This is a genomic window from Methylobacterium sp. JK268 (assembly GCF_054052225.1).
This window is the reverse complement of sequence record NZ_JBSVZN010000004.1, coordinates 106,653-132,648: the sequence shown is the minus strand read 5'-3', so window position 1 is coordinate 132,648 and position 25,996 is coordinate 106,653. Positions and strand designations below refer to the sequence as shown.

The window sequence follows — 25,996 nt, the reverse complement described above, 5'->3', positions numbered from 1 at the left end:
TGGGTCGGGGGTTGCGACGGTGACCGCCCTCGCGTGCGGCCATTCCGGTGGCGCAGAGCGAAGGTTTGGACGTGGCACATTTCTGCTCTGAGGGCGTGTCTGCGCGACAGGCAGAGACACGCCCTCTTCGGCCATCCGCGGGGTCAAGCCGATCGGGGTCTGACCCTACGGCCAGACCTTGATCGCCACGGGCCGCCGCACGAGGTCGCGGTCGGAGGTGATCTCGCAGCCCTTCCGGCGCAGCACCGCGTAGAACAGCTCCGCCCGGTCGCCCACGTCGTCGAAGTTGCGGCCGCTCGCCTGCGGGTCGAGAAGCGACGGGTAGCTGATGAGGTCGCCGTCGGCCCGGCAGGGGTCGTCGTAGAGGGTCGGGCCGGCGAGGAGCAGGCGCGGCGCGTCCCAGCGGATCAAGTCCCGCGAGGTGGTCCAGTAGAAGCCCGAGCGCGGGAAGAGCCCGCCCGCCGCGGCCTGGAACACCGCGACCCACATCCCGGTGCCGCGGTGGCGGCTCACCGAGCCGACCGGCGCAGGGAAGGGCGCGATCGGCGCGCAGGAACCTCCCGGCCGTCTGCCCTTGCCGTAGGGGTCCGGGAAGGCGACGTTGAAGCCGCGCCCGTCCCAGGCCCGCCAGCGGGCGGGGTCGCGCAGGTCGTCGGACCGGAACAGGCAGACGCCGAAGGGCTGCCCGTCCCAGCCGGTCGTCGAGGCGAAGAAGTAGCGGGAAGGCCCATCCTGCACGATGTTCGAGGGGTTGAAGAATCCCCGATGGCGGCCCTGCCCCACCTCCTGCCGGAAGGGCGGGCCGGCCACGACCGCGGGCGGGCGGGCGCGCACGAAGCTCTCGCCGCCGTCGGTGGAGCGCGCCGCCAGGATCGTGTTGTACCAGCAGGCCATCGTCTCGCCGGAGACGCAGCGGCCCGGATGCGCCTCCCCGTGATACTCGTGATGGAGGAGGGCCGCGACGGCGCGCCCGTCCTCGGTCCAGGTCGCGGTGATCCAGCTACGGTCGTCGTAGCGCTCCGGCTCCGCGGCCAGGCCCGACTCGAGCACGACCCGGCAGTCGAGCGTGAGATGCTCCAGGTCCGGCCCGCGCAGCGCCCGGTTGCGATAGTGCAGGCCGAACACCACGAGGGAGCCCGCCGCGTCCCGGAAGGCCCGGGCGGGCGCGTCGGGCACGTCGTTCCCGTCGCAGGCGTCCCGGGTCGCCCGGAACACGGGACTCGGTGGACCGACCAGGGTCAGGGCCGAGAGCGGCGGGCCGAGCTCCGCCCGGGACGGGAGGGCGGCGGAGACCGCGACGCAGAGACACGCGGCGAGGAGGGCGAAGCGCATCGGGACAACCTGGACTCGTCCCGCCAACCTGTCCGACAAATGCTTGCGGTTCGCTTGCGCCGAGCCGGCGCTGTCCTGACCGCGGAGCCCGTCCATGCTGGTCCTCGTGCTCGGCCTCGTGCTGTTCCTCGGCACGCACGCCTTCACCATGCTGCGCGGTCCCCGCGCCCGGTTGATCGCGCGGATCGGGGAGGGGCCCTACAAGATGGGATACTCGATCCTGTCCCTGGTCGGGATCGTGGTCACGTCCATCGGCTACGGCCGCTACCGCGCGAACGGCTATATCGACGTCTGGTCGCCCCCCGTCTTCACCCGCCACCTCGCGCTGCTGCTGGTGCTCCTGGCCTTCATCGCCTTCGTCGCCGCCTACCTGCCGGGGCGGATCAAGGGGGCGCTGAAGCACCCGATGCTGGCGGGCGTGAAGATCTGGGCGCTGGCGCATCTCCTCGCCAACGGCGATCTCGGCTCGATCGTCCTGTTCGGCAGCGTCCTCGCCTGGGCGGTGGCGGCCCGCATCAGCGTCAAGCGGCGGGACGAGGTGAAGCCCCATGTCGGACCGGCCGCGGCGGCGGCCGGGTGGCGCAACGACGCGCTGGCGGTGGCGATCGGCCTCGTCGCGTGGTTCGCCTTCGCCCGCTTCCTGCATCCCTGGCTGATCGGCGTGGCGGTCTGGCCGGGCCAGGCCTGAAGCTCGCCATCCGCCCGCGATCGTGCTAGGCGGACGCCCCTGTCGCGGGGCGCGCGCGGCACGGTTTGGCGAGCGGTTCCGAGATGAAAGAAGACGAGTTCATTCGCGAGGTCAACGAGGATTACCGCCGTGACCGCGCCGCCGAGATCTGGAAGCGCTACAGCGGCGTCTTCATCGGCATCGCGGTGCTGGTGGTGATCGGCGTCGGCGGCTGGCGCTTCTGGCAGCACGAGCAGCAGGTCCAGGCCGAGGCGGCGAGCAACCGCTTCGACCAGGCGGTGCGCCAGGCCAAGGACCTTCCCAAGGACAAGGGCGCCGAGGCCGCCAAGACGTTCGAGGCGGTGGCGGCCGAGTCGCCCGCCGGCTACCGGGCCCTCGCGCGCCTGCGCGCCGCCGCCGAACTCGGCCAGACCGACCCGGCCGCGGGCGCCAAGGCCTACGCGGCGATCGCGGACGACACGGCGGTCGGCCCGGGCCTGCGGGACGCGGCGCGGTTGCGCGGGGCGATGCTGCGCCTCGACGGGAACGATCCCGAGGCGCTGAACACCCTCCAGGGGCTCGCTGCCTCGGGGAACGCCTTCCGCCACACCGCCCGCGAGATGCTCGGCCTCGCCGCCCTGCGCAAGGGCGACTACGAGGCCGCCGGCCGCTGGTTCGACCAGATCGCGGCGGACCGCGAGACCCCGCAGGGCCTGCGTCAGCGCCTGGAGGTCTACGTCGCCCTGGTGGCGGGCGGGCCCGTGAAGGTCAGCGACGCCGCGCCGGCCGCCCCGGCGGCCCCGCCGCCGCCCGACGTCACGCGCTGACGCCAGAGCCGTTCCGTCCCGGCGCGATCGGCCCCTCTTCCCGACGGAAGAGGGGCCGATCGCGCTATAACTTCATCTCAACCCTCGTCTCGGTCAGGATCCGCACCATGCCGATGCCCATCGTCGCGATCGTCGGGCGTCCCAACGTCGGCAAGTCGACGCTGTTCAACCGCCTCGTCGGCCGCAAGCTCGCCCTCGTCGACGACCGGCCCGGCGTGACCCGCGACCGCCGCGAGGGCGAGGCGCGGCTCGGGCACCTGCGCTTCACCATCATCGACACGGCGGGGCTGGAGGAGGCGGACGCGGAGTCCCTCGCCGGCCGGATGCGCGCCCAGACCGAGGCGGCCATCGCCGAGGCCGACGCCGTCCTGTTCGTGATCGACGCCCGCGCGGGTCTGCTCCCCGCCGACCAGCCCTTCGCGGAGCTGGTCCGGCGCGCCGACAAGCCGGTGATCCTCCTCGCCAACAAGGCCGAGGGCGGCGCCGGGTTGGCCGGCGCCTACGAGGCCTTCGGGCTCGGACTCGGCGACCCGGTACCGGTCTCGGCCGAGCACGGGGAAGGGATGGGGCAACTCGCCGACGCCCTGGAGGAGATGCTGCCGGAGGCCGACTTCGACGACGAGGAGGGCGTGGACAAGCCGCTCCGGGTCGCGATCGTCGGACGCCCGAATGCGGGCAAGTCGACGCTGATCAACCGGATGCTCGGCGAGGAGAGGCTCCTCGTCGGGCCCGAGGCCGGCATCACCCGCGACTCGATTTCCCTCGACTGGGAGTGGCGCGGCCGGGCGATCAAGCTCCACGACACCGCCGGCATGCGCCGCCGCGCCCGGATCGACGACAAGCTGGAGAAGCTCGCGGTCTCCGACGGGCTGCGCGCCGTGCGCTTCGCCGAGGTGGTGGTGGTGCTCCTCGACGCCACGATTCCGTTCGAGAAGCAGGACCTGACCATCGTCGACCTCGTCGAGCAGGAGGGCCGGGCGCTGGTCATGGGTCTCAACAAGTGGGACCTGGTCGCAGACCAGCCGGGCCTGCTCAAGGAGCTGAAGGAGAAGGCCGCCCGCCTACTGCCGCAGGTGCGCGGCGCCGCCACCGTGCCGCTCTCCGGCCTCGCGGGCGAGGGCATCGACCGGCTGATGCAGGCGGTGATCGCGACGCACGAAGTCTGGAACCGGCGGGTGCCCACCGCCCGCATCAACCAGTGGCTCTCGGAGGCCGTGCAGGCCAATCCGCCGCCCGCGGTCTCGGGGCGGCGCATCAAGATCCGCTACGCGACGCAGGTGAAGGCGCGCCCGCCGCACTTCGCGCTGTTCGGCAACCAGCTCGGCGCGCTGCCGAAATCCTACACGCGCTACCTCGTCAACAGCCTGCGCGACGCTTTCGACCTGCCGGGCGTGCCGATCCGGCTGTCGCTGCGCACCTCGAAGAACCCCTTCGACAAGGGCGAGTGACGGGCCGGGCTCAGCGGACCTTCTGGTCCTGGGGCAGGTGCTTGGCGTAGGCCTCGCGCTCCTCCTTCTCCCGCAGGAGCGCCTCGTAGGCCGCCTTCTGCTCCGCCGAGACGGTGAGCACGCGCGCGCGCTCCGCCTTCCGGCGCGGCTTGCGCTTGAACTGATCGTCCGACGTGGTCATCGAATCGCCCCCCGCTGCGTCGGCACCCTGGCAGGCCGGGTGCGCCGCGCCAAGCGCGCAGAGCGGCCGCCCGCGCCGTCATGGTCCGCTCCGGCCGCCGACAGCGACAGGATCGGCCACGTCATCGCGACCGGCTCGCAGCACGTGTCCCCCATCGCTGCCGCCAGGGACGAGAAGGGGACGGCGACGCGGGAGATCACCCGCACCGTGCAGGCGGCGGCCCGCGGCACGGCGAGCGTCACGACCGCGATCGAGACCCTGCGCGACGGCGCCGGGGCGACCGGGACCGGCGCCGGCCAGATGCTCGGGACCGCCCGCGACCTGTCCCGGCAATCCGACACGTTCGTGGGGAAGACCGGCCGCTTCCTGGAGCGGATGAAGGCCGCCCGAGGCCGGGGCGGCGCGCCCGCGTCAGGCCCGCGCTGGGCCGCCCACCAGCCAGGCGGGATCGAACCAGCGGTCCGCCTCCCCGTCGTAGGGCAGGCGGGTGATGTCCCATTGCTGGATGAAGGGCGCGTAGACGTTCCACACGGCCACGCCTCCGCCCACGAAGACCCGCCGGCCCCTGTAGCGGGCCAGCACCGCCCGCGGGTCCTCGTGCGAGCGGATGATGTCGATGGTGCGGTCCTTGTAGGCGAAGTCCGGCACCGCCTCGATCGTCTTCGGCCCGGCGATCAGCACGTGGCCCTGGGTCTCCGCGAAGAAGCGGGTCACGTCCTCCACGTAGAGCGGATCGGTGTTGCCCTCCCAGGGCAGGCGCCCGTCGAGGCCGAGTTGGCCCCGCTGCCCGATGGCGCACATCGCCCGCACGTCGATCATCGCAGCTCCTCGCTCCTCGCGCCGGTGATAGGGCATTCCCCACGCGACGCCTACCGCGTGCCCGCGGCGGGCGCGCCGCCGCACCGACCGCCCGTTCCGGGCCCGGCTCGCATGCCTCTCTACTTGTAACCGTTAGCTGACATCTGCCGCTGGGTTAGTTTTCTTTCTGAGAAACCGACATTAATTTTTATCGGGCCATCATTCGGCCGACGAATACGGCGGTTCAACCGTCGCGCCAACGCGCATATCCGGTCCGGGGGTCGAGGATGTCGAGGTTTCTGAACGATTTGCCGCTGATCGGCAAGCTGGCGCTGCCGGTCCTGCTGATGACGGCCGTCGCGGTCGCCCTGGTGACGCTGGCGCGCGCGCAACTCGACGGGCTCGGCGACCTGACCCGTCATCTCGTCGACGTGTCGGCGAGCCGCGCGATCATCGCCGGTGAGGTCGCCACCGCGGTGAACGAGGCGACGATCCAGGAGAAGAACATCCTCCTGGAGCACGATCCCGAGGCGATGCACGCCTTCCAGGCCGGGTTCACGAAGGCGCAGGCCGCGGCCCGCGGCGGGGTGGAGCGGCTGCTCGCCCTCTCCGACGATCCCGTGCGTCGCGCCGCCAACGAGGCGGCCCGGCAGCGGCTCGACGCCTACTTCGCCGAGGCCGGCCGGGCGATCGGCCTCGGCCTCAAGGGCCAGGGCCAGGCCGCCTTCGCGATCTCGAGCGGCGAGGGACGGCACGCGCGGCAGGAGGCCGTGGCGGCGATCAACGAGCGGATCGAGGCCAACCGGCACGACCTCGCGCGGGCGAAGGAGGAGGCGGGACGCATCGCCGAGACCGCCGCGGGGCGTCTCGCCCTGTTGGGCGCCGGCGGACTGACCCTCGCCCTCGGGGTGCTCGCGGCCGTCGCCCTTCTCGGCGTGTCGCGGCCGCTCAAGCGGATGACCGGGGCGATGGGCCGCCTCGCGGAGGGCGACCTCGCGGTCGAGGTCGCCGGGACGGCGCGCCGGGACGAGGTCGGGCACCTCGCCCGCTCGCTGCAGGTGTTCAAGGACAACGCGATCCGGGCGCGCGACCTCGCCGCCGCGCAGGAAGCAGAGGCCGACGCCAAGATGCGGCGCGCCGAGCGGCTCGACGGGTTGACCCGGGCCCTGGAGGGCCGGGTGGCGAGCCTGACCCAGGGCCTCGCCGCCGCGGCGGGCTCCCTGCAATCGACCGCGACCGGCATGGCGGCGACGGCCGAGCAGGGCGCCCGGCAATCGGTGGCGGTGGCGGGGGCCGCCCATCAGACCTCGGCGAACGTGCAGACGGTGGCGGCGGCGAGCGAGGAGATGTCCGCCTCGATCCGCGAGATCGGCCACCAGGTCGCCCAGTCCTCGGCGATCGCCGGCCGGGCGGTGGAGGATGCGCGCCGCACCGATGCCACCGTTCAGCGGCTCGCCGCCACCGCCGAGCGCATCGGCAGCGTGGTCTCGGCGATCGCCTCGATCGCCGCGCAGACCAACCTGCTGGCGCTCAACGCCACCATCGAGGCGGCGCGGGCGGGCGCGGCCGGCCGCGGCTTCGGGGTGGTCGCCGCCGAGGTGAAGGACCTCGCCGGACAGACCACCCGGGCGACCGAGGAGATCAGCGCCCAGATCGCCGAGATCCAGGCCGCGACCCGGGAGGCGGTCTCCGACCTCCACCGGATCGGCGAGGTGATCGCCGAGATGTCCCAGCACGCCACCGGCATCGCCGCGGCCATGGAGGAGCAGGGCGCCGCCACGCAGGAGATCACGCGCAACGTGCAGGAAGCCGCGACCGGCACCGCGCTGGTGACGGCCAACATCGCCGACCTGCGCGACGGCGCGAGCGTCACCGGCACGGCGGCAGGCCACGTGCTCGACGCCGCCCACGCCCTCTCGCGCCAGTCCGAGGGCCTCGCCCAGGAGATCGGCCGGTTCCTGTCGGATGTCAGAGCGGCGTGACGGAGCCGGTCAGGCCGGCTTCTGCGGGGTCAGGAGCCGGTCGGTCGGGAAGTCGTAGATCAGCCCGGTCTCGCGCCAGTCCGGCCGGGCCAGCCGCACGATGTGCGGGGCGAGATCGTCCGGGGTGCGCAGGGTCTCCGGGTCCTCGCCCGGCATCGCGGCCCGGCGCATGGCGGTGCGCAGGGGGCCCGGATTGACCAGCATCGCCCGCACCGGCGTCGTCGCGGTCTCGGCCGCGTAGGTGCGCACCAGGGCCTCCAGGGCGGCCTTCGACACCGCGTAGGGACCCCAGTAGGCCTTGCAGCTCGACGCCGCCCCGGAGGTCACGAAGATCGCCCGGCCCGCATCGGACATCCGCAGCAGCGGGTCGAGGGAGCGGATCAGCCGCCAGTTGGCCGTCAGATTGACGTCCATCACGGTCGCCCAGAGCTTGGGCTCCACGTGCCCCAGCGGCATCAGCCGGCCGAGCGTGCCGGCATTGCCGACGAGCACATCGAGCCGGCCCCAGCGCTCGTGGATCGCCGCGCCGAGCCGGTCGATCGCCTCGTAGTCGGTGAGGTCGAGGGGGACCAGGGTGGCGGTGCCGCCCGCCTGCCGGATGGTGTCGTCGAGCTCCTCCAGGGCGCCCTGCGTGCGCGCGATCGCGATCACGTGGGCGCCGGCCGCGGCGAGCGCCAGCGCCGCCGCGCGGCCGATGCCGCGGGAGGCGCCGGTCACGACCGCGATGCGCTCGGCGAGGGGCTTCGTCTCCGGGAGGGGGGTGTCGGACATCGGCACTCAGTCAGCTTCGGCGAGGATCGCCATGCGCCGGGGCGAGGCGACCGCGAGGTCGGTCAGGGGGGTGGGGTAGTCGCCCGTGAAGCAATGGTCGGTGTATTGCGGACAGGCCTGATGGCGGCCCTCCTCGCCCATCGCGCGATAGAGGCCGCCGATCGACAGGAAGGCAAGCGAGTCGGCGCCGATATAGCGGCGCATGCCCTCCAGGTCGTGGGTGGCGGCGAGCAGCTTCTCCTTCTCGGGCGTGTCGATCCCGTAGAAGTCCGGGTGGGTGATCGGCGGCGAGGCGATCCGGAAATGCACCTCGCTGGCGCCGGCCTCGCGCATCATGCGCACGATCTTCACCGAGGTGGTGCCGCGCACGAGGCTGTCGTCGACGAGCACGATCCGCTTGCCGGCGATCGCCGCGCGGTTGGCCGAGTGCTTCATGCGCACGCCGAGTTCGCGCACCGACTGGGTCGGCTGGATGAAGGTGCGCCCGACATAGTGGTTGCGGATGATGCCCATCTCGAAGGGCAGGCCGGTCTCCTGGGCGTAGCCGAGTGCGGCCGGCACCCCGGAATCCGGCACCGGCACCACGATGTCGGCGTCGGCGGGCGCCTCCTTGGCGAGCTCGACGCCGATGCTCTTGCGCACCGCGTAGACGTTCTTGCCGTTCACGACCGAGTCCGGCCGCGCGAAGTAGATGTACTCGAAGATGCAGGGCCGCATCGGCGCCTCGGGCGCGAAGCGGATCGAGCGGATGCCGTCCTCGTCGATCACCACCATCTCGCCGTTCTCGATGTCGCGCACGAAGCGCGCGCCGATGATGTCGAGGGCGCAGGTCTCCGAGGCCAGGATGTAGCGGCCGTCGAGCTCGCCCAGCACCAGCGGGCGGATGCCGAGGGGATCGCGGGCGCCGATCAGCTTCTTGTTCGTGAGCATCACGAGGGCGTAGGCGCCCTCGATCTGGCGCAGGGCGTCCATCACCCGATCGACGATGCGCACGTGGCGGCTGCGGGCGACGAGATGGAGGATCGCCTCGGTGTCGGAGGTCGACTGGCAGATGGCGCCGTCCCGCACGAGCTGGCGGCGCAGCAGGAGCCCGTTCGTCAGGTTGCCGTTATGGGCGATCGCGAGGCCGCCGGTCTCCAGCTCGGCGAAGAGCGGCTGCACGTTGCGCAGGATCGTCTCGCCGGTGGTCGAGTAGCGCACGTGGCCGATGGCCGAGAGCCCCTTCAGGCGCTCGATCGTGGCGAGGTCGGAGAAGGAATCGCCGACGAGGCCCAGCCGCCGCTCCGAGTGGAACACCCGGCCGTCGAAGGAGACGATGCCGGCCGCCTCCTGGCCGCGGTGCTGGAGGGCGTGCAGGCCGAGCGCCACGATCGCCGCCGCGTCGGGATGCGCGTGGATGCCGAAGACGCCGCACTCCTCGCGCAGCGTGTCGCCGTCGAGGTCCAGTCCGGCGAAGTCCGCGCTGAGAGCAGCGTCGCCCCGGCCCGAATCCATCCGTGCTGCCATGATGAAAGCCCCTCGCGGCCGATCCCGTCACGGCCCTGGCTAGCGGCCCGGCGCCCGACGCGCGAGGCCGAATCCCGTATCGTCCACGACGGAGAGACCGGGGCGGTGGAACCGGCCCGGTGTCGCGATCGTCATGTAGTCGCCGAAGGAGGCGGAGCCAAGGCGCGCGGGACTACCGGCGCGCAGGGGTGGCATCCGTCCGGCGCTGGGGCGGCGCGTCGGCTTCCGCGGGGGCGTCGGCGCCGGGCTCCGTCTCGGGCTTGGGCTTGCGGAACTGCTTGAGCAGCTCGTCCGGGTTGCCCGGCAGCATGGCGACGAGCTTCTGGCCGGTATTGTCGAGGATCTCGCGGCTGCGCGCCTGCTGCGCCCAGTCCGGCACCTTGCCCTGCACGAGCCAGGCGAGGAACACCCAGCCGATGACGCAGATCAGGAAGCCGCGGGCGGCCCCGAAGGCGAGGCCGAGGCTGCGGTCGACCGCGCCGATGCGCGAATCGAGGATCAGGTCCGACACCTTCACGGTGATGATCGAGACGACGAGGAGCGTGCCGAGGAAGATCGCCGCGATGGCGACCACGCGCGAGACCGTCTCGCTGGAGACGTGCTGCATCACCACCGGCTGCAGCAGCGGGTGGAGCTTCCAGGCGACGGCCGCGGCGACGACCCAGGCGACGATCGCCAGGACCTCCCGGGTGAAGCCGCGCACGGCCGCGAGCAGGGCCGAGATGACCACCACGCCGAGGACGACGAGATCGAGAACGGAGAACGGCATCTCAGGAACGGACCGGGAGCGGGCGGCGTTGACCAGGGTTGCGGCTGCTCCGCGCCGCGGGCCGACCTATACTCCGCCCGAGTCGATCCGTCACCCGCGGCGCTGTCGCGCCGGAACGGGAGTGAGGTTGGCGTGCCCGGCGGCGGTCTGCCGTGACCCCCGGTCCCCCTGCATGGCCGGTCGCGAAGCGGCGACCGCCCACTCGGACGGTCGCGTGATCCGCCCGGACGGGATCAGAGCCTCACACCCTCCAGGTAGCCGCGGTTCCACGTCGGGCTGATCAGGATCTCGTTGACGCAGACGGACGGGGGAAGGCGGGCCACGAACAGGATCGTCTCCGCGAGATCGTCCGCCTGCAGCATCCGCGCCTTGTCCTCCGCGGAGACCGGGACGGGACGCTTGTCAAGGATGGGCGTCGCCACCTCGCCGGGACAGATGCAGCAGGACCGGATGCCGTTACCGCATTCCTCCTGGTTCAAGCTCTCCGAGAGTGCCACGAGCCCGTGCTTCGCGGCCGAGTAGGCCGGCCCCGTCAGCTTCGACACGTACCGTCCGGCCCAGGACGAGACCTGGATGATCAGCCCGTCGCGCTGAGCCCGCATGGTCGGCAGCACGAGGCGCGAGGCGTAGAAGGGACCGTTGAGATCCACCCCGATGACCGCGTCGATCCCGGCCGGGTCGATCTCGCTCCAACCCCGCTTCGGAACGTTGAGACCGGCAGAGTTCACCAGGATGTCGCAGCGGCCGTAGTGGGATCGGACGACCTCCCACGCCCGCTCGACCGCGTCGGCCCGGCCCATGTCGGCGGGCGCGACCAGCGCCTCACCGCCCGCCTCCCGGACGCGATCGGCCGTCGCCTCGAGTGCCTCCCGGCCTCGCCCCGTCAGGGCGAGCCGCACCCCGGCTTTGGCGAGCGTCACCGCGGCAGCCTCGCCGATTCCGGAGCCCGCCCCCGTGACCCAGGCGACCTGCCCTTCGATGTTTCGCGGCATGCTCAGTCCCTCCCGTCTTCTCGCGGCGATCTCCCCGTGCGCTTGACGTCGCGATGTTTGGTGGAATTGCTCCCGGGGCCACCTGAATGTTTTTCTGTATTCTTCGGTCGGGTTCGATGAGCGGTCAATGCCGCGTGTCCGGACGGTTCTTGATGGCAAGTCCCGCGCGTCGCGGCCGAACGGGGGGCCGCGTGTCCCGCTTCGGCGGGCCCGGCGCCGAGCGTTCGGCCTGCCCCGCAGGGCAGCGCCCCGGCCGGGTGGACCGGGGTGCCGAGGCACTCGGCGAGAGCGGAGCGTGGGAGACGGGGCGGGCGCGGCCGCTTCGTCTCCTGCGCGGCCCCGGGTTCGAGCTCCGCGCGGGCCCTGTCGACCCCGGTCAGCCCCGCTCCCCTCAGCGGCAGCACGTCCTTGAGCACCTGCCGGCCCACCCTGATGGCAATGTGTGTCCGATGCCGGACACAGCGTCGGTCGACGTCCCCCCACGCGCGCCTATCTCCCATTCGGCCTCGGTACGGGTCACCGTCCGGATGCACGAATGGGGGATTGGCTGATGCGTCGACGCGATCTGCTGGCGGCCGGTGGTCTCCTGGCCGCCTCATCGGTCCTGCCGCGGCCGGCCGGGGCGCAGGAGGTTTTCGCGCCACGTCCCGGCGCCTGGCGGCGCTACGAGGTCACCACGCGGCTCACGCTGCCCGCGGGCGGCTCGGCCCAGGCCTGGGTGCCACTCCCCTCGGTCGCAGCGGATTGGACGCGCCCGCTCGGCGACACCTGGAGCACGCGGGCGGAGGCCGGCATCCACCGCGACCCGGTCTACGGGACCGCCCTCCTGCACCTGCGCTGGCAGCCGGGCGAGTCCCCGCTGGACGCGACCATCGTGAGTACCTTCGAGGCTCGCGACCGCGCCGTGGCGCTCGACCGTCCGGGCGAGGCCGCGCCCCTCACGGCGGCCGAGCGGCAGCTCTACACGGCCCCGACCGCGCTGATCCCGACCGACGGCATCGTTGGTCAGACGGCCGAGCGCATCACCGCGGACGCGCACACCGACCTCGAGAAAGCGCGGGCGATCTACGCCTGGGTGGTCGAGAACACCTTCCGCAAGGCCGCCGTGCGGGGCTGCGGGCTGGGCGACGTCGCCTCGATGCTCGCGATGGGCGACCTCGGCGGAAAATGCGCGGACATCAACGCGCTCTACGTCGGCCTGGCCCGCGCGGCCGGGCTGCCGGCGCGCGACGTCTACGGCATCCGCGTGGCGCCGTCCCGGTTCGGTTACGCGAGCCTCGGGGCGAACGGCGACACGATCACCAAGGCCCAGCACTGCCGGGCCGAGGTGTTCCTGTCCGGCTTCGGATGGGTGCCGGTCGACCCGGCCGACGTCCGAAAGGTCGCGCTGGAGGAGCCGCCGGGCCGTCTCCCGATCTCGGACGCCAAGGTGGCGGCCGCGCGCGCGGCGCTCTTCGGCGCCTGGGAGACGAACTGGCTCGCCTACAATTCCGGCCACGACCTGCGCCTGCCGGGCACGGCGGGGCCGCCCGTCGGCTTCTTCATGTATCCCGAGGCCGAGGTGGCGGGCACGCGCCTCGACTGCCTGGATCCGGAGCGCTTCGCCTACCGCATCACCGCCCGGCTCCTGGACGCGGCCTGAACCGGCCGCTCTGCGACCGAGTCGGTCTCCGGGCCGCTCATGAGGTTCGCCAGGCTTCAAGACCGCAGGACTGCCAACGCGTCCGTCCGGGTCTGGCCCCGGGGCGCACCACGCTCGTCGCGCGGGATCTGGAGGGCGGCCGGCTCATCCGTCCGTTCGGTCCCGACATGGATCGTCCGTTGTCCTGCGACGGGGTCTGCCGTCCTGCGGATGTGCGGTCCCCGACCGCCGTTGCGTGTCGTGACTGGCTGATCACGGCGGTGCGTCCGGACGCGCGAAGCGGCCCGAACACCTCTCGATCCTACTCCTCCGCCTCGTAGACCGGCACCCGAGGCCGCCGCCCGCCTCGGCCCGCCGGCCGGTCCGCCGCCACCCCGGCCACCAGATCGGTGATGTGCCGCAGCGCCTCGGCCGGAAATCCCTTCTCCGGCGGCTCGCCGCGTCCCTCCGGCATCAGCGCTCGGGCAAAGCCGAGCTTCTGCGCCTCTTTGAGCCGCGCGCTCGCCTGCGCCACCGGCCGGATCGCGCCCGAGAGGCCGATCTCGCCGAAATACACCGCGTCCGACGGGAGCGGCGCGCCCGACAGCGAGGAGACGAGGGCCGCGGCCACCGCCAGGTCCGCCGCCGGCTCGCCGATCCGCAGGCCCCCCGCCACGTTGAGGTAGACGTCGTGGGTGCCGAGCCGGATGCCCGCATGGGCCTCCAGCACGGCGAGCACCATGGACAGGCGGTTCGGATCCCAGCCCACCACCGCGCGGCGCGGCATGCCGAGCGCCGAGGGGGCGACGAGGGCCTGGATCTCGCAGAGCAGCGGGCGCGTGCCCTCCATGCCGGCGAAGACCGCCGTGCCGGGCGCGGCGTGGTCGCGGCTCGCCAGGAACAGGGCGGAGGGGTTCGGCACCTCCGCGAGGCCCGCATCCGTCATCTCGAACACGCCGATCTCGTCGGTGGGGCCGAAGCGGTTCTTGACCGCCCGCAGGATGCGGAAGTGGTGGCCCTGGTCGCCCTCGAAGGAGGCGACCGCGTCGACCATGTGCTCGACCACCCGCGGCCCGGCGATCTGGCCGTCCTTGGTGACGTGGCCGACCAGGATCACCGAGGTGCCGGTGGTCTTGGCGAAGCGGATCAGGCTCTGGGCCGAGCCGCGCACCTGCGTGACGGTGCCGGGCGCCGATTCCACCGTCTCGGTCCACATGGTCTGGATCGAATCGATGATCGCCAGCGCCGGCGCGCGGCCCTGGCTCAGGGTGGCAACGATGTCCTCGACGTTGGTCTCGGCCGCGAGTTCCACCGGCGTGCCCGCGAGGCCCAGCCGCTCGGCCCGCAGCCGCACCTGCCCGACCGCCTCCTCGCCCGAGATGTAGGCGACCCGCTCGCCCCGGGCCGCCAGCGCCGCCGAGGCCTGCATCAGCAGCGTCGACTTGCCGATGCCGGGATCGCCCCCCAGCAGGATCACCGAGCCGGGCACGAAGCCGCCGCCGGTCACCCGGTCGAGTTCGGCGATGCCGGAGGGCGTGCGCGGCGCGTCCTTGACCTCGCCCGCCAGCCCCTCCAGGGGGAAGACCCGCCCCTTGGCCCGGCTCGGCCGCGTCGCGACCGGCCCGGCGGCGGGGCTGCCGGCGCCCGTCTCCTCGACGATCGAGTTCCAGCCGTTGCAGGCCTCGCAGCGCCCGCGCCAGCGATTGTAGACCGCCCCGCAGGACTGGCAGACGAAGGTCTGGTGGGTCTTGGCCATCGGCGCGGTGGGGAGCTCCTCGACGTTCCCGATATGTCCCCGGCGGCGGCCGGATGCAACGGTGACGCGGGAGCAACGCGCGCGCCGCTCTGGGGCCGCAATCCTCGGCGACACGAGCCTTGCTTCCTCAACGCAGCCGGCCCCCGATGCCCAGCGAGCCCGACGTCCCCCGCTACCACCCCGCGCAGCGCGGCTTCCACTGGGGCATGGCCGCCCTGATCGGAATCGCCCTGGCGCTCGGGATCGCGGCCGCGTACCTGCCACCCGGCACCTCGCCGCGCCGGGAGATCCTCGATATCCACAAGTCGATCGGCCTGACGGTGCTGGTCCTGCTGCCGCTCCGCCTCGTCTCGCGGTGGATCCTCGGCGAGCCGTCCTACCGCGCGCCGCCTTCGCGCCTCGCCCACGCGGCGGCGCGCGCCGCCCACCTCGCCCTCTACGGCCTGATGCTGCTGATGCCGCTGAGCGGCTACGTCGATTCCGGGGCCGGCGGCTATTCGCTGCCCTGGTTCGGGCTCTTCTCCTGGCCGCGGCTCGTGCCCCTCGACAAGGCGCTGTCGCACACGGGCGCCGCCGTGCACGAATGGGGCGCCTGGGCGATCGGCGGGCTGCTGGCGCTCCACGTCGCGGCGGTGGTCTGGCACGCCGCCATCCGCCGCGACGAGGTGCTGGGGCGGATGTGGCCCGCCCGGCGGGTTCAGCCGACGTAGTGCCGCGCGTAGCGCCGGCCGAGATTGGTCAGGATCTCGTAGCCGATGGTGCCGGCGCGCCGGCCCACCTCGTCGACGTCGAGGCTGTCGCCGATCAGCGTGGCGGGGGCGCCGCGGGTCGCGGCCTCCGGCGGCACCGCCGTGACGTCGAGGATCACGAGGTCCATCGAGATCGTGCCGACCAGCGGGCAGCGGATCCCGGCGACGATCGCCTCCGCGCGGCCGGACCCGGCCCGCGGGTAGCCGTCCGCGTAGCCGAGGGACAGGGTGGCGAGGCGGCGCGGCCCCGGCGCCGTCCAGCGGGCGTTGTAGCCCGCCGTCTCCCCGGCCGCGACCTCCCGCACCTGAAGGATCGGAGCGTCGAGCCGCACCACCGGCCGCATCGGGTTCGGCCGCCCCGGCACCGGGTTGCCGCCGTAGAGCGCGTAGCCCGGCCGCGCGAGTTGGTGGCGCACCGCTGGGCCGAGGAAGGTCCCGGACGAGTTGGCGAGCGAGGCCGGCAGGGCCGGGAAGGCCGCGCGCACCCGCGCGAACTCCACGATCTGGCGCGCCGTGACGGGATCGTCCGGCACCTCGGCGCCGACGAGGTGGCTCATCAGCAGCGCGGGCGCGAAGGCGTCGAGCACCGGATCGCCCGCGAGATCGAGGGCCTGATCGGGCGTGAGGCCGAGCCGATTCATGCCCGTGTCGACGTGGAGGGCGGCCGGCAGGCGCTCGCCGCGGGCGCGGCAGAACTCCGCCCACTCGGCGATCTCCTCCCGGGCGCCCAGGACCGGCCGCAGGTCCGCCGCCGGGTAGGCGGGTGCGCTCCCGGGCGGCATGCCGTTCAGCACGTAGATCACCGCCTCGGGCGAGGCCGCCCGGGCCGCCTCGCCCTCGGAGAGGTGGGCGACGAAGAAGGTCCGGCAGCCCGCCCGCGCCAGGGCCGGCGCCGCCCGGGCGATGCCGCAGCCATAGGCGTCGGCCTTGATGACGGCCGCGCAGTCGGCGCCCTCGGCCTCCCCGGCGAGGCGCCGCCAGTTCGCCGCCAGCGCGGCGAGGTCGATCGTGAGGCGGGCGCCGTGCGGCAGGTTCGTCATCGCATCACCGTCCTGCGGGGTGGAGTCGGGGTTCGGCACGACACGCGTTCGCCGCCCGTCGGGGGCTTATAGCCGGTTCGCGGCCGGCGGGCGCCCCATCCGCGCCCGAGCATCGTCGCGCTTGCTCGATTTGGTCGCAGGCGCGGGACAGGCGGGTGCGTTGACCTACGTGAGGATCTCGAGGTCGCCGGCGGTCCGGACGCGGCCCACCGGAGGCCGTCGCGTGACAGACCCGCAGACCGTGTTGCTGCGCGAGGCCGGGCCCGTGCCGGCCGCGCGCCTGGCCTGCATCGCCGCGATCCCGGTGCGCAATGAGGCGGAGCGGATCGGGGCCTGCCTGCGGGCGCTGTCGGTCCAGGACGGCGTCGCCGGGTTCGGCATCGTGCTGTTCCTCAACAACTGCACGGACGGGACGGCCCGCGAGGTCGCGGCCCTGCGCGGGACGCTGCCGGTGCCGCTCCGGGTGATCGCGTGCGTCTCCGACCGGGCCACCGCGGGCTGGGCGCGCCGCGAGGCCATGGAGGCGGCGGCGTCCTGGCTGGAGGAGGTGGGCTCCCCGGACGGCGTGATCCTCACCACCGACGCCGACAGCCGGGTGCCGGCCGACTGGGTCCGGCGCAGCCTCGCGGCCCTGGCGGACGGGGCCGATGCCGTGGCCGGGCGGATCGCCCTCGACCCGGACGAGGCCGCCCGCCTGCCCGAGTCCCTGCACGCCCGCGGCCGGCTGGAGAGCCGCTACGAGGCCCTGCTCACCGAGATCGCGGCCCGGATCGATCCGCGCCCCGACGATCCCTGGCCCTGCCACTGGACCGACTCGGGCGCGAGCCTCGCGGTGCGCCTCTCGGTCTACCGCCGCGTGGGCGGGCTGCCACCGCTCGCCCTCGGCGAGGACCGGGCCTTCGTGGCCGCGCTGCGGGCGGCGGATGCCCGGGTGCGCCACGAGCCGGGCATCGTCGTCGTCACCTCGGGCCGGCTGGAGGGCCGCGCCCCGGGCGGGGCCGCCGACACGATGCGGCTGCGCTGCGCGGCGCCGGAATCTCCCTGCGATCCCCGCCTGGAACCGCTGCTGCGGGCGCTGCGGCGCTACGCGTGGCGGCGACGCCTGCGGGACCTGCACGCGGCGGGGCGCCTCGGCCGCACCGGTCTCTGGGCGCCCCGCCTCGGCCTGCGGCGCGCCGAGGCGGAGGCGCTCGCCCGCCTGCCGACGCTCGGGGCGCTCCTCGACGCGGTCGAGGGCGCGAGCCCGCACCTCGCGCCGCGCCGCCTCTGTCCGAGCCGGCTGCCGGCCGAAATCCGCCGCGCCCGCGCCGCCCTGGTGCTGCTGCGCCTCTCGGATCGCCTGCGGCGGGCGACGCGCCGCGAGCGGCCCCTCGCGTCCGTCCCGCTTGCCGCCGCCGCGGCGGAGCATCCCGGCCATGCCTGAGCGGACGCTGCCCTGCGACGGGATCCGGGCGATCCTCGCGGCGTCCCGGGCGGCGGCTCGGGCCGCCGCCGCGCGGGCGGACGCGCAGGACCGCGACGGCGGCTTCCCGGCCGAGGACGTCGCGGATCTCGCCCGCCTCGGCCTCCTCGCCGCCCCGGTGCCCTCGGCCGCGGGCGGGACGGGGCTCGGGGAGGAGCCCGGCGCCGCCGATCTCGCCGAGGTGCTGCGCCTCCTCGGCTCCGGCAGCCTCGCCCTCGGGCGGCTCTACGAGGGTCACGTCAACGCCCTCCAGCTCGTCGCCCGCTACGGCACGGCGGCGCAGAGCGGGCGGCTCTTCGCCGACGCGCAGGCCGGCCACCTGTTCGCGGTCTGGAACACCGAGCCCGGGGAGGGCGGCCTCGTCCTGGCGGCCGGGAGCGACGGGCTCACCCTGCGGGGCGTGAAGACCTTCGCGTCCGGCGCCGGCTTCGTCACGCGCGCCCTGGTGACGGCCCGTCGCCCGGGGCAAACCGCGCCGCAGATGCTCGTGGTGCCCCTGGCGCCGGGGACCCGTGCCGACCTGTCGGAGTGGCGCGCGCAGGGCATGCGCGCCTCGGCCACGGGCACCCTCGACTTCACCGGCCTGCCCGTCGCGGCCGACGCCCTGCTGGGGGCGCCCGACGACTATCACCGCCAGCCCGCCTTCTCGGGCGGCGCGTGGCGCTTCGCGGCCGTGCAGCTCGGCGGCCTCTCGGCGGTGCTCGATGCGTGGCGGGACCACCTCGTGCGCACGGGCCGGGGCACCGATCCGCACCAGCTCGCCCGCCTGGGAGAGGGCGCGATCGCCCTCGAAGGGGCGGGGCTCTGGGTCGGGCGCGCCGCGCGGATCGTCCGGGAGGAGGCGCTCGCGCCCGAGCGCATCGTCGCCTTCGTCAACCTCGCGCGGCTCGCCGTCGAGCGGGCCGGGCTCGACCTGCTGCAGCTCGCGCAGCGCTCGGTCGGGCTCGCGGGCTTCCTGGGCGGGCATCCGCTGGAGCGCCTCTCGCGCGACCTCGCCACCTATCTGCGCCAGCCCGCCCCCGACCGCGCGCTGACCGAGGCGGCGCGGACCATCCTGGCGGCCGGGGAGCCCTCGGGCGACCTCTGGCGGCCGGAGGAGGAGCGATGAGGGCTGATGCCTACCTCGCCGCCGCCGAGGCGCTGCCCTTCGGCACGCTGCCCGACCTGACCGGCGGGCGCGGCCTGGTGGTGGTCGCGCCGCATCCGGACGACGAGAGCCTCGGCTGCGGCGGGCTCATCGCGGAGGCCTGCGCCCGGGGTCTGCCCGTGCGCCTCGTGGTGGTGAGCGACGGCGTCGGCTCGCATCCGAACTCGCCGAGCCACCCGCCGGAGCGGCTGCGGGCCCTGCGCGAGGCCGAGACGCGCGAGGCGGCGCGGGCGCTCGGCCTCGATCCGGCGGGGATCCGCTTCCTTCGCCTGCCCGATCGCTTCGTGCCCGAGCAGGGGCCGGAGGCGGAGGCCGCCGCGCAGGCCATCGCGGACGCCGCGCGCGAGAGCGGGGCCGGGGCCCTGTTCGTCACCTGGGCGCAGGATCCGCATTGCGACCACCGGGCCGCCGCGACGCTCGCGCGCCGCGCGCGGATCCCCGATCTGCGCCTCCACGCCTACCCGGTCTGGGGCTGGACGCTGCCGCCGGACACCGAGGTCGGGGAGGCGCCGCGGGGTTGCCGCCTCGACATCGCCCGGCACCTGCCCGCCAAGGCCGCGGCGATCGCGGCGCATCGCTCGCAGACGACGGACCTGATCACCGACGATCCGGACGGCTTCCGCCTCGACGCGGCGATGCTCGCGCGGTTCGCGCGGCCCTTCGAGATCTTCATCGCGGTCGATCCGGAGGCGGTGCCGTGACGCGCCACCCGACCTCGCTGCCGCCCGCCTATTTCGACGCCCGCTACGCCGCCGACCCGGACCCCTGGGATTTCGCCACCAGCGGCTACGAGCGCGCGAAATACGCCGCGACGCTGGCGGCCCTGCCCCGCGCGCGCTACGGCGCGGCCCTGGAGATCGGCTGCTCGATCGGCGTGCTGACGCGGGACCTCGCCGGGCGCTGCGACGCGCTCCTCGCCCTGGACGTGGCCGAGGGCGCCCTCGACCAGGCCCGCGCCCGCTGCCGCGACTGCCCGCAGGTCCGCTTCGCGTGGGCGCAGGTGCCCGGGACCTGGCCCGAGGGCCGCTTCGACCTGATCCTGCTCTCGGAGGTCGTCTACTACCTCGACGCGGGCGATGTCGGGCGGCTGGCCGACCGCGTGCGGGACGCCCTCGCGCCCGGTGGCGACGTCCTGCTGGTGCACTGGACGGGCGAGACCGACTACCCGCTCGGCGGCGACGCCGCGGCGGAGCTGTTCATCCGGAGCGCCGCGTCCTTCCTGAAGGTCACGCGCCAGGACAGGTCGGAGGCCTACCGGCTCGACCTACTGGCGGCGCGCGCGGGGCTGTAACGGACGATGCCAGTCCAGCGCGCGCGGGATCTCCTCTCCCCGCGTGCGGCGAGCGGAATCATCTTACGTCGGCACACGACGGTTGCCGGGTCTATCGCGGGCACCCCTCTCCCGCACGGGCTTGCGGATTCACACGTCGGGTCGTGCGCATGCCCGCACCTCGCAGGCAGTTTGCAGATTCAGTCGTCTCGGTCGTGGATTCTTCGACTGAACGCCCCTGGAAGCCGCAACATTCCTCATGCTGAGGTGCCGTGGAAGCGGCCTCGAAGCACGCCGGACCACAGATCCAAGCCAAGGCCGCTTGGGATCGACCGTTCCGGGGTGCTTCGAGGCCGCTGCGATCTTCGATCGCCGCGGCACCTCAGCATGAGGAGTGTCGCGACACCCGGCCACGTCCGGCCGACGCGCCGAAAACCGGATTGTGTGAACAGGCAAGCCCGCACGGGAGAGGGGGAAGTGCCTCGCTTTCTCCTCGGACACCCATGCAACGCGCGAGGCGGGTTGACCCCCGTCTGCGCGATCGAAACCGGATCCCTGAAGAGTCCGATGGCGCGCCGGCGGGACGTCACACGCGCCCCGTCGGGGCGCATGCCGGCATCCCCTGGGCCGGCACCGCCGGTCAACCCTCACACGACCTTGTCGCGGATCGTCTGCGCGTAGGGCACGGTATCCCGGAACGACGGGCGCTCCTCCAGGCGATCCTGGAGAGCGGCGAGGTTGGGATGCCGCGTCCGCCACGGCAGGTCGGGGAAGCGCACGTTCAGCCAGCCGAGCAGGCTCCCGACCGCGATGTCGGCGAGGCCGAACCGGTCGCCGACGCAGAACCGCCCGTCGCCGAGAAGGCGGGAGATCTCGCGCAGGCCGCCCTCGCACTTGCGCATCTGGCGGGCCGTCCACTCGGCGCTCTGGGCTGCCTCGGGCCGCGCCCGCTCCCAGAACATCAGCACGCAGGCGTCGCAGACCCCGTCGCTCAGCACCTCGAAGCGCTTGGTCAGGAGGATCCCGTCCGGATCCGTCGGCGTCAGGCGCGGGTCGGGATGCTTGATCTCCACCCACTCGTTGATGAAGCGCGACTCGTAGACCGTCTCCCCGTCCTCGCAGATCAGGACGGGAAGCTTCTCCAGGGGATTGTAGTGCGGGGTCTGGGTGTCGTTGTCCCAGGGAACCTCGGTGACCAGCGCGAAGGGGATCCCCTTCTCGGCGAGCTGGATGCGGACCTTGCGGGCGTAGGGGCTCGGAGTGGCGCTGATCAGGCGGTACATGCTTCCCTCTCGCGGCTCGGCATGGGCGTCGATCCTAGGCCGCTTTCTTCGCGCCCGACAACGAGGAAAGTGCAGCCAAGTCGAGGCTGCCCCGGCCCGCGCACGAAAACGGCATGGTGTTCGATCTTGATGCAGACCGCCGCATCAGCGAGCTTGTAACGACGCTGACGCGAAGACTAAGCTCGCCGGAGCGTGCGGGCGGCAACGCGGTGGACCGGGAGCGATGATGCAGACGCCTTGGCAACGATCCACAATCGTGGGTCTCGTGCTCCTGCTCATCCTGGGGCTGCTGTACACGGTCTTCATGATCGCGGCAGCCTTCGCGCCCGGGGCGCTGGCGGGGCCCGTCGTGGCGGGCGGAACGGCGTCCTACTGGTTCCTGTACGGCTTCTGCCTGATCTGGAGCGTGGTTCTGGCGACCGGCCTCTACGTGCTGCTCGCCAACGCCGAGGAGCGCGGCCGATGAGGCGGAGCATCCTGGCTGCCGGCGCTCTCGGAGCGATGGGCGGCCCCGCCCTCGCGCAGGCCGCGGCGCGCCCCGAGAGCGGGCTGAATCTCACGGCGATCGCCCTCTTCGTGTTCTTCGTCGCGATCACGCTCGCGATCACCTACTGGGCGTCGGGCCGGACCCGCTCGGCCGCGGACTACTACGCCGCCAACGGCCAGATCACGAGCCTGCAGAACGGCTTCGCCCTCGCCGGGGACCTGATCTCCGCCGGCGCCTTCCTGGGATTGTCGGGGCTGATCTTCGCGACCGGCTTCGACGGCCTCGTCTACGCGGTCGGCTACACGATGGGCTACCCGCTCATCGTGTTCTTCCTGGCCGACAAGCTGCGCCGCCTCGGGCGCTACACCTACTCGGACGTCCTCGCCTACCGGCTCGCCCAGCGTCCGGTGCGGATGCTGGCCGCGTTCTCGTCCCTCTCGATCGTGGCGTTCTACCTGATCGCCCAGTTGGTCGGGGCCGGCCAGCTGATCCAGCTGCTGTTCGGCCTGCCCTATCTCTACGCCGTGGTCATCGTCGGCGTCCTGATGATCTGCTACGTGATGTTCGGCGGCATGGTCGCCACGACCTGGGTGCAGATCATCAAGGCGGCCATCCTGCTGCTGACGGCCACCTTCACGGCCCTGCTGGTCCTGTCCGCCTTCGGCTTCAGCTACGACCGGATCATCGCCAAGGCGGTGGAGGTCCACGCCAAGCATGCCGCGATCCTGCAGCCGCAGACCTTCGCGGCCGCGCCCGTGTCGACCCTGTCCCTCGGGATCGCCCTGTTCTTCGGGGCCGCCGGCCTGCCTCACCTCCTGATGCGCGTGTTCACGGTCCCGGATGCGCGCTCGGCCCGCGTCTCGGTGTTCTGGGGCTGCACGATGGTGGCCTACTTCTTCTCCCTGATCTTCGTGATCGGGTTCGGCGGCCTGGCGCTCGTCGGCGCCTCGCCCCAGTACCTGACGGCGTCGGGCGCGCCGATCGGCGGCGGCAACATGGTCGCCATCCACCTCTCGCATGCGCTGGGCGGCGACGTCCTGCTCGGCCTCAACTCGGCCATCGGCTTCGCCACGATCCTCGCCGTGGTGTCGGGACTGACCCTCGCCGCCGCCTCCGCGATCGCCCACGACCTCTACGCCCACGTGATCAAGGACAGTGCCGTCGCCGACCGGGACGAGGTGCGGGTGGCGCGGTTCGCCACCCTGGCGGTCGGCCTCGCGGCGATCGGCCTGGGCATCGCGTTCGAGCGGCAGAACATCGCCTACATGGTCGGTCTCGCCTACTCGATCAGCGCGAGTTCCAACTTCCCGGTCCTGATCCTCGCCCTGTACTGGCCGGGCCTGACGACCCGCGGGGCCGTGGCCGGCGGCTGGGTCGGGCTGGTCGGGGCTCTGGTTCTCACGGTGATCGGGCCGCCGATCTGGGTGAAGGTGCTGGGCAACGCGGCGCCGCTCTTCCCCCTCGATCCGCCGACGCTGATCACCCTGCCGCTCACCTTCGCGACCTGCGTGATCGTCTCGCTCCTCGATCGCAGCCCGCGGGGCATCGCCGACCGCGCCAGCTACGCCGCCCAGAGCGCGGTGATGGGCGGTGCGCGCGCCGCCTCATCCGGGGCCGGGCCCATCCCGGTGCCCGGGTCGCCCCAGGGACAGCGGGCGTGATCCGCCCGCCGCGGGAAACCCTCCCGGCCTGACGCGGCGGGCGGACCGATCGACGAGGCGCCCCGCCCCCGCGCGGGGCCTCAACTCCCATGGCTCCGCTCCCAAGGCTCCGTTTCCATGGGTCCGCTCCGCCGGACCGGGTCTGCCGCCGCACGGCGATTGCCCATCGGGCCGCTGTCCGGCTAAGGCACCGCGCGGCCCAAGCGCGCCGCCTCGGGCGCTCGCCCGGGCCGTCCGGTCTCGTCCGCAGATCCGCTCAGGAGCGCCGCCGCATGCCGAATTCCTTTGGCCTCAACCGCTCGCTCGGCGGCGCCATCGCCGCCATCGCGGTGGTGACGGTCCTCAGCGGTGCGGTGGTCCTCGTCACCCTCGACCAGCAGAACGCGGCGACGGAGGCGCTCACCCGCTCGAACCAGGTGATCCGCGGGCTCGACGCCTTCCGGGCCGCGATGCTCAACCAGGAGACCGGCCTGCGCGGCTACCTCATCACCGGTCGCGCGGCGAGCCTCGATCCCTACCGGGAGGGGCGGCCCGCCCTCGACGGGGCGATCGAGCGCCTGAGAGGCCTCGTCGGGAGCGACGCGCAGACCGCGCGCCTGCTCGCCGATGCCGTGGCGGCGGCCCGTGCCTGGCAGACCGGCATCGGCGAGGAGGCGGTGCGGCGCGCGGCCGATCCCGCCACGCGCCCCGAGGCCGTCCGCATCGAGGCCGACGGATCCGGCAAGGAGCTGTTCGACACCTTCCGCGACAGGCTCGCCGCCATCGAGGGGCTGCAGGAGCAGATCCGGGCGACGCAGAACGATCGCCTGGCGCTGGCGCAGCGCAACGCGACCCTCGCGCTCTGGGGCGGCACGCTGCTGACGCTGCTGATCTGCCTCGCGATCGGCATCGCCATCAACCGAATCATCGTGCGTCCGATCGGGGGCGTGGTGCGGTTCGTCGAGCGCGTCGGGACCGGCGACCTGACGGGCCGCGTCGCGACGGCCGGCCGCAACGAGGTCGGCCGCCTCGGCACCACCCTCAACGCCATGGTGGCGGGGCTCGCCGATCTCGCCCGGACGAACCGCTCCGCGACGAACAACCTGAACGCCGCCGCCGCGGAGATCCGCGCCTCCGCCCAGCAGCAGGCCGCGAGCGTCGAGGAGCAGTTCGCCGCCGTCCAGGAGACTGCCGCCACCGTCGACGAGATCGCCCATTCGGGCGTGCAGATCACGAAGCGCGCGCAGGAGGTGATCGCCACCGCCCAGGCCACCGCCCAGACCGCCCGGGCCGGGCTGCAGGCGGCGGCCGACACCGCCGAGGCCATGGACGGGATCCGCGAGCAGGGCGAGGCGGTGGCCGGCAACATCGTGTCCTTAAGCGAGAAGACCCAGGCCATCGGCGAGATCATCGCCACCGTGAACGACATCTCGGAGCGCACGCATCTGCTCGCGCTCAACGCCGCGATCGAGGCCGCGGCGGCAGGGGAGGCGGGGCGCAGCTTCGCGGTGGTGGCCGCCGAGATGAAAGGGCTCGCCGACCAGGCCAAGGAGGCGACCGGGCAGGTGCGCGCGCTGCTCGGCGAGATCCAGAGGGGCGTGAACACCTCGGTGATGCTGACCGAGGAGGCGGTCAAGCGGGCGGGCGCCGGCAAGGAGCGCACGGACGCGACGGTGCGCACCATCGAGGAGATGGCGGCGCGGGCGGAGGAGGGCGCGCAGACCTTCCAGCAGATCGTGGCCTCGACGAACCAGCAGCAGCTCGGTATCGAGCAGGTGATGGGGGCGCTGCAGAACATCCGGCAGGCCAGCCAGCAGACCGCCGCCGGTACCCGGCAGGTCGAGATGGCCGCCGCGAACCTATCTGAACTGGCGCGCGAGCTGCTGGCGTTGGCGGATCGCTACCAGGTCTGACGGTGGGTCGCGCCGCTGCAGCGTGGTCCCGGGGCGTGGTGGAGCTGAACGAGACCGGGAGCGCCCGGCCCGTCAACCCTCACCCTTCGGGCTCGCGGTGTCCCCGGCAGGGAGGACGCAGCCCACTGCCCGCACATCGCTGCCGTATGCACGCAGCGATCGAGAAACTTTTACGAGACAATCGTTTATTCAAAGGCATAGCGCGGTGAGTCCGGCGCGGGGAACCCCTCTCCCGTGCGGGCTTGCGGATTCACATTTCGGGTCGTGCGCATGCCCTCTCCCCGCGTGCGGGGAGAGGGTCGAGCCCCCCATGTTGGGGGCGAGACGAGGCGGCAGCCGAGGGTGAGAGGGCGCG

The 25,996-nt window shown here is 73.2% G+C and carries 24 protein-coding genes; 13 read left to right on the top strand and 11 right to left on the bottom strand.

Translation table 11 applies throughout. The features are described from left to right. Window positions 1–165 precede the first annotated feature (165 nt). Window positions 166–1,332: a hypothetical protein gene (locus tag ACW9J6_RS06205; RefSeq protein WP_457115575.1), complete on the bottom strand. Its 1,167-nt coding sequence runs from the start codon at window positions 1,330–1,332 to the stop codon at window positions 166–168. Window positions 1,333–1,426: 94 nt separating this feature from the next. On the opposite strand from ACW9J6_RS06205, the gene ACW9J6_RS06200 reads away from it, so the two are divergent. The 3 genes from ACW9J6_RS06200 (at window position 1,427) to der (ending at window position 4,274) form a co-directional block, all read left to right on the top strand. Next, window positions 1,427–2,020, top strand: a complete 594-nt coding sequence (locus ACW9J6_RS06200; protein WP_457115574.1) for an NnrU family protein — start codon at window positions 1,427–1,429, stop codon at window positions 2,018–2,020. 83 nt (window positions 2,021–2,103) lie between these two features. Continuing rightward, window positions 2,104–2,826: a tetratricopeptide repeat protein gene (locus ACW9J6_RS06195; protein ID WP_457115573.1), complete on the top strand. Its 723-nt coding sequence runs from the start codon at window positions 2,104–2,106 to the stop codon at window positions 2,824–2,826. 107 nt (window positions 2,827–2,933) lie between these two features. Continuing rightward, window positions 2,934–4,274, top strand: coding sequence for a ribosome biogenesis GTPase Der (gene der, locus ACW9J6_RS06190; RefSeq protein ID WP_457115572.1), 1,341 nt, complete (start codon window positions 2,934–2,936; stop codon window positions 4,272–4,274). Between the two features lie 10 nt (window positions 4,275–4,284). Here the strand turns inward: der and ACW9J6_RS06185 are convergent, their stop codons facing one another. From ACW9J6_RS06185 to ACW9J6_RS06175, 3 genes are all read right to left on the bottom strand, one after another. Then, on the bottom strand, window positions 4,285–4,455 hold the full coding sequence (locus ACW9J6_RS06185) for a hypothetical protein (RefSeq protein WP_457115571.1): 171 nt from the start codon (window positions 4,453–4,455) through the stop codon (window positions 4,285–4,287). Beyond that, on the bottom strand, window positions 4,452–4,697 hold the full coding sequence (locus ACW9J6_RS06180; protein ID WP_457115570.1) for a hypothetical protein: 246 nt from the start codon (window positions 4,695–4,697) through the stop codon (window positions 4,452–4,454). The genes ACW9J6_RS06185 and ACW9J6_RS06180 overlap by 4 nt, the downstream gene beginning before the upstream one ends. 169 nt (window positions 4,698–4,866) lie before the next feature. Then, the gene (locus ACW9J6_RS06175) at window positions 4,867–5,274 is read right to left on the bottom strand and encodes a dihydrofolate reductase (RefSeq protein ID WP_457115569.1); all 408 of its coding nucleotides are present in this window, start codon (window positions 5,272–5,274) and stop codon (window positions 4,867–4,869) included. Window positions 5,275–5,540: 266 nt separating this feature from the next. Here ACW9J6_RS06175 and ACW9J6_RS06170 point away from each other — a divergent pair, with 266 nt between their 5' ends. Continuing rightward, window positions 5,541–7,235 carry a methyl-accepting chemotaxis protein gene (locus ACW9J6_RS06170; protein ID WP_457115568.1) on the top strand — a complete coding sequence of 565 codons (1,695 nt, stop codon included), beginning with the start codon at window positions 5,541–5,543 and terminating at the stop codon, window positions 7,233–7,235. Between the two features lie 9 nt (window positions 7,236–7,244). Here the strand turns inward: ACW9J6_RS06170 and ACW9J6_RS06165 are convergent, their stop codons facing one another. From ACW9J6_RS06165 to ACW9J6_RS06150, 4 genes are all read right to left on the bottom strand, one after another. Continuing rightward, window positions 7,245–8,006: an SDR family NAD(P)-dependent oxidoreductase gene (locus ACW9J6_RS06165; protein WP_457115567.1), complete on the bottom strand. Its 762-nt coding sequence runs from the start codon at window positions 8,004–8,006 to the stop codon at window positions 7,245–7,247. A 6-nt stretch (window positions 8,007–8,012) separates the two neighbouring features. Next, window positions 8,013–9,512, bottom strand: a complete 1,500-nt coding sequence (purF, locus tag ACW9J6_RS06160) for an amidophosphoribosyltransferase (RefSeq protein WP_457115566.1) — start codon at window positions 9,510–9,512, stop codon at window positions 8,013–8,015. A 172-nt stretch (window positions 9,513–9,684) separates the two neighbouring features. Further along, the gene (locus tag ACW9J6_RS06155; protein WP_457115565.1) at window positions 9,685–10,281 is read right to left on the bottom strand and encodes a CvpA family protein; all 597 of its coding nucleotides are present in this window, start codon (window positions 10,279–10,281) and stop codon (window positions 9,685–9,687) included. Window positions 10,282–10,514: 233 nt separating this feature from the next. Then, window positions 10,515–11,273 carry an SDR family oxidoreductase gene (locus ACW9J6_RS06150; RefSeq protein WP_457115564.1) on the bottom strand — a complete coding sequence of 253 codons (759 nt, stop codon included), beginning with the start codon at window positions 11,271–11,273 and terminating at the stop codon, window positions 10,515–10,517. A gap of 550 nt (window positions 11,274–11,823) precedes the next feature. Here ACW9J6_RS06150 and ACW9J6_RS06145 point away from each other — a divergent pair. Next, window positions 11,824–12,915: a transglutaminase-like domain-containing protein gene (locus tag ACW9J6_RS06145; RefSeq protein ID WP_457115563.1), complete on the top strand. Its 1,092-nt coding sequence runs from the start codon at window positions 11,824–11,826 to the stop codon at window positions 12,913–12,915. A 301-nt stretch (window positions 12,916–13,216) separates the two neighbouring features. Here ACW9J6_RS06145 and radA read toward each other — a convergent pair whose 3' ends face one another. After that, a complete protein-coding gene (gene radA, locus ACW9J6_RS06140) occupies window positions 13,217–14,650 on the bottom strand; it encodes a DNA repair protein RadA (protein WP_457115562.1) in 1,434 nt (477 codons plus the stop codon). Between the two features lie 146 nt (window positions 14,651–14,796). Between radA and ACW9J6_RS06135 the strand changes: the two genes are divergently transcribed. Continuing rightward, window positions 14,797–15,360: a cytochrome b gene (locus tag ACW9J6_RS06135; RefSeq protein WP_457115561.1), complete on the top strand. Its 564-nt coding sequence runs from the start codon at window positions 14,797–14,799 to the stop codon at window positions 15,358–15,360. Here the strand turns inward: ACW9J6_RS06135 and alr are convergent. Beyond that, on the bottom strand, window positions 15,348–16,439 hold the full coding sequence (alr, locus tag ACW9J6_RS06130) for an alanine racemase (protein WP_457115560.1): 1,092 nt from the start codon (window positions 16,437–16,439) through the stop codon (window positions 15,348–15,350). The two genes, ACW9J6_RS06135 and alr, sit on opposite strands and share 13 nt — an antisense overlap. Before the next feature lie 223 nt (window positions 16,440–16,662). Here alr and ACW9J6_RS06125 point away from each other — a divergent pair, with 223 nt between their 5' ends. Genes ACW9J6_RS06125 through ACW9J6_RS06110 form a run of 4 tightly spaced genes read left to right on the top strand, consistent with a single transcriptional unit; the run spans window position 16,663 to window position 20,339 of the window. After that, the gene (locus ACW9J6_RS06125; RefSeq protein WP_457115559.1) at window positions 16,663–17,862 is read left to right on the top strand and encodes a glycosyltransferase; all 1,200 of its coding nucleotides are present in this window, start codon (window positions 16,663–16,665) and stop codon (window positions 17,860–17,862) included. Beyond that, window positions 17,855–19,009 (top strand): acyl-CoA dehydrogenase family protein, encoded by a 1,155-nt coding sequence (locus tag ACW9J6_RS06120; protein WP_457115558.1) that lies wholly within the window; start codon window positions 17,855–17,857, stop codon window positions 19,007–19,009. The genes ACW9J6_RS06125 and ACW9J6_RS06120 overlap by 8 nt, the downstream gene beginning before the upstream one ends. Further along, a complete protein-coding gene (locus ACW9J6_RS06115) occupies window positions 19,006–19,749 on the top strand; it encodes a PIG-L deacetylase family protein (RefSeq protein ID WP_457115557.1) in 744 nt (247 codons plus the stop codon). Before ACW9J6_RS06120 ends, ACW9J6_RS06115 begins: the two co-directional genes overlap by 4 nt. Continuing rightward, window positions 19,746–20,339, top strand: a complete 594-nt coding sequence (locus ACW9J6_RS06110) for a class I SAM-dependent DNA methyltransferase (protein ID WP_457115556.1) — start codon at window positions 19,746–19,748, stop codon at window positions 20,337–20,339. Before ACW9J6_RS06115 ends, ACW9J6_RS06110 begins: the two co-directional genes overlap by 4 nt. 626 nt (window positions 20,340–20,965) lie before the next feature. Here ACW9J6_RS06110 and ACW9J6_RS06105 read toward each other — a convergent pair. Beyond that, on the bottom strand, window positions 20,966–21,601 hold the full coding sequence (locus ACW9J6_RS06105; RefSeq protein WP_457115555.1) for a glutathione S-transferase C-terminal domain-containing protein: 636 nt from the start codon (window positions 21,599–21,601) through the stop codon (window positions 20,966–20,968). 256 nt (window positions 21,602–21,857) lie between these two features. Here ACW9J6_RS06105 and ACW9J6_RS06100 point away from each other — a divergent pair, with 256 nt between their 5' ends. The 3 genes from ACW9J6_RS06100 (at window position 21,858) to ACW9J6_RS06090 (ending at window position 25,641) form a co-directional block, all read left to right on the top strand. After that, a complete protein-coding gene (locus tag ACW9J6_RS06100; RefSeq protein ID WP_457115554.1) occupies window positions 21,858–22,067 on the top strand; it encodes a DUF485 domain-containing protein in 210 nt (69 codons plus the stop codon). Further along, a complete protein-coding gene (locus tag ACW9J6_RS06095) occupies window positions 22,064–23,749 on the top strand; it encodes a sodium:solute symporter family transporter (protein ID WP_457115553.1) in 1,686 nt (561 codons plus the stop codon). Before ACW9J6_RS06100 ends, ACW9J6_RS06095 begins: the two co-directional genes overlap by 4 nt. A gap of 272 nt (window positions 23,750–24,021) precedes the next feature. Then, the gene (locus ACW9J6_RS06090; protein ID WP_457115552.1) at window positions 24,022–25,641 is read left to right on the top strand and encodes a methyl-accepting chemotaxis protein; all 1,620 of its coding nucleotides are present in this window, start codon (window positions 24,022–24,024) and stop codon (window positions 25,639–25,641) included. Window positions 25,642–25,996: the final 355 nt, after the last annotated feature.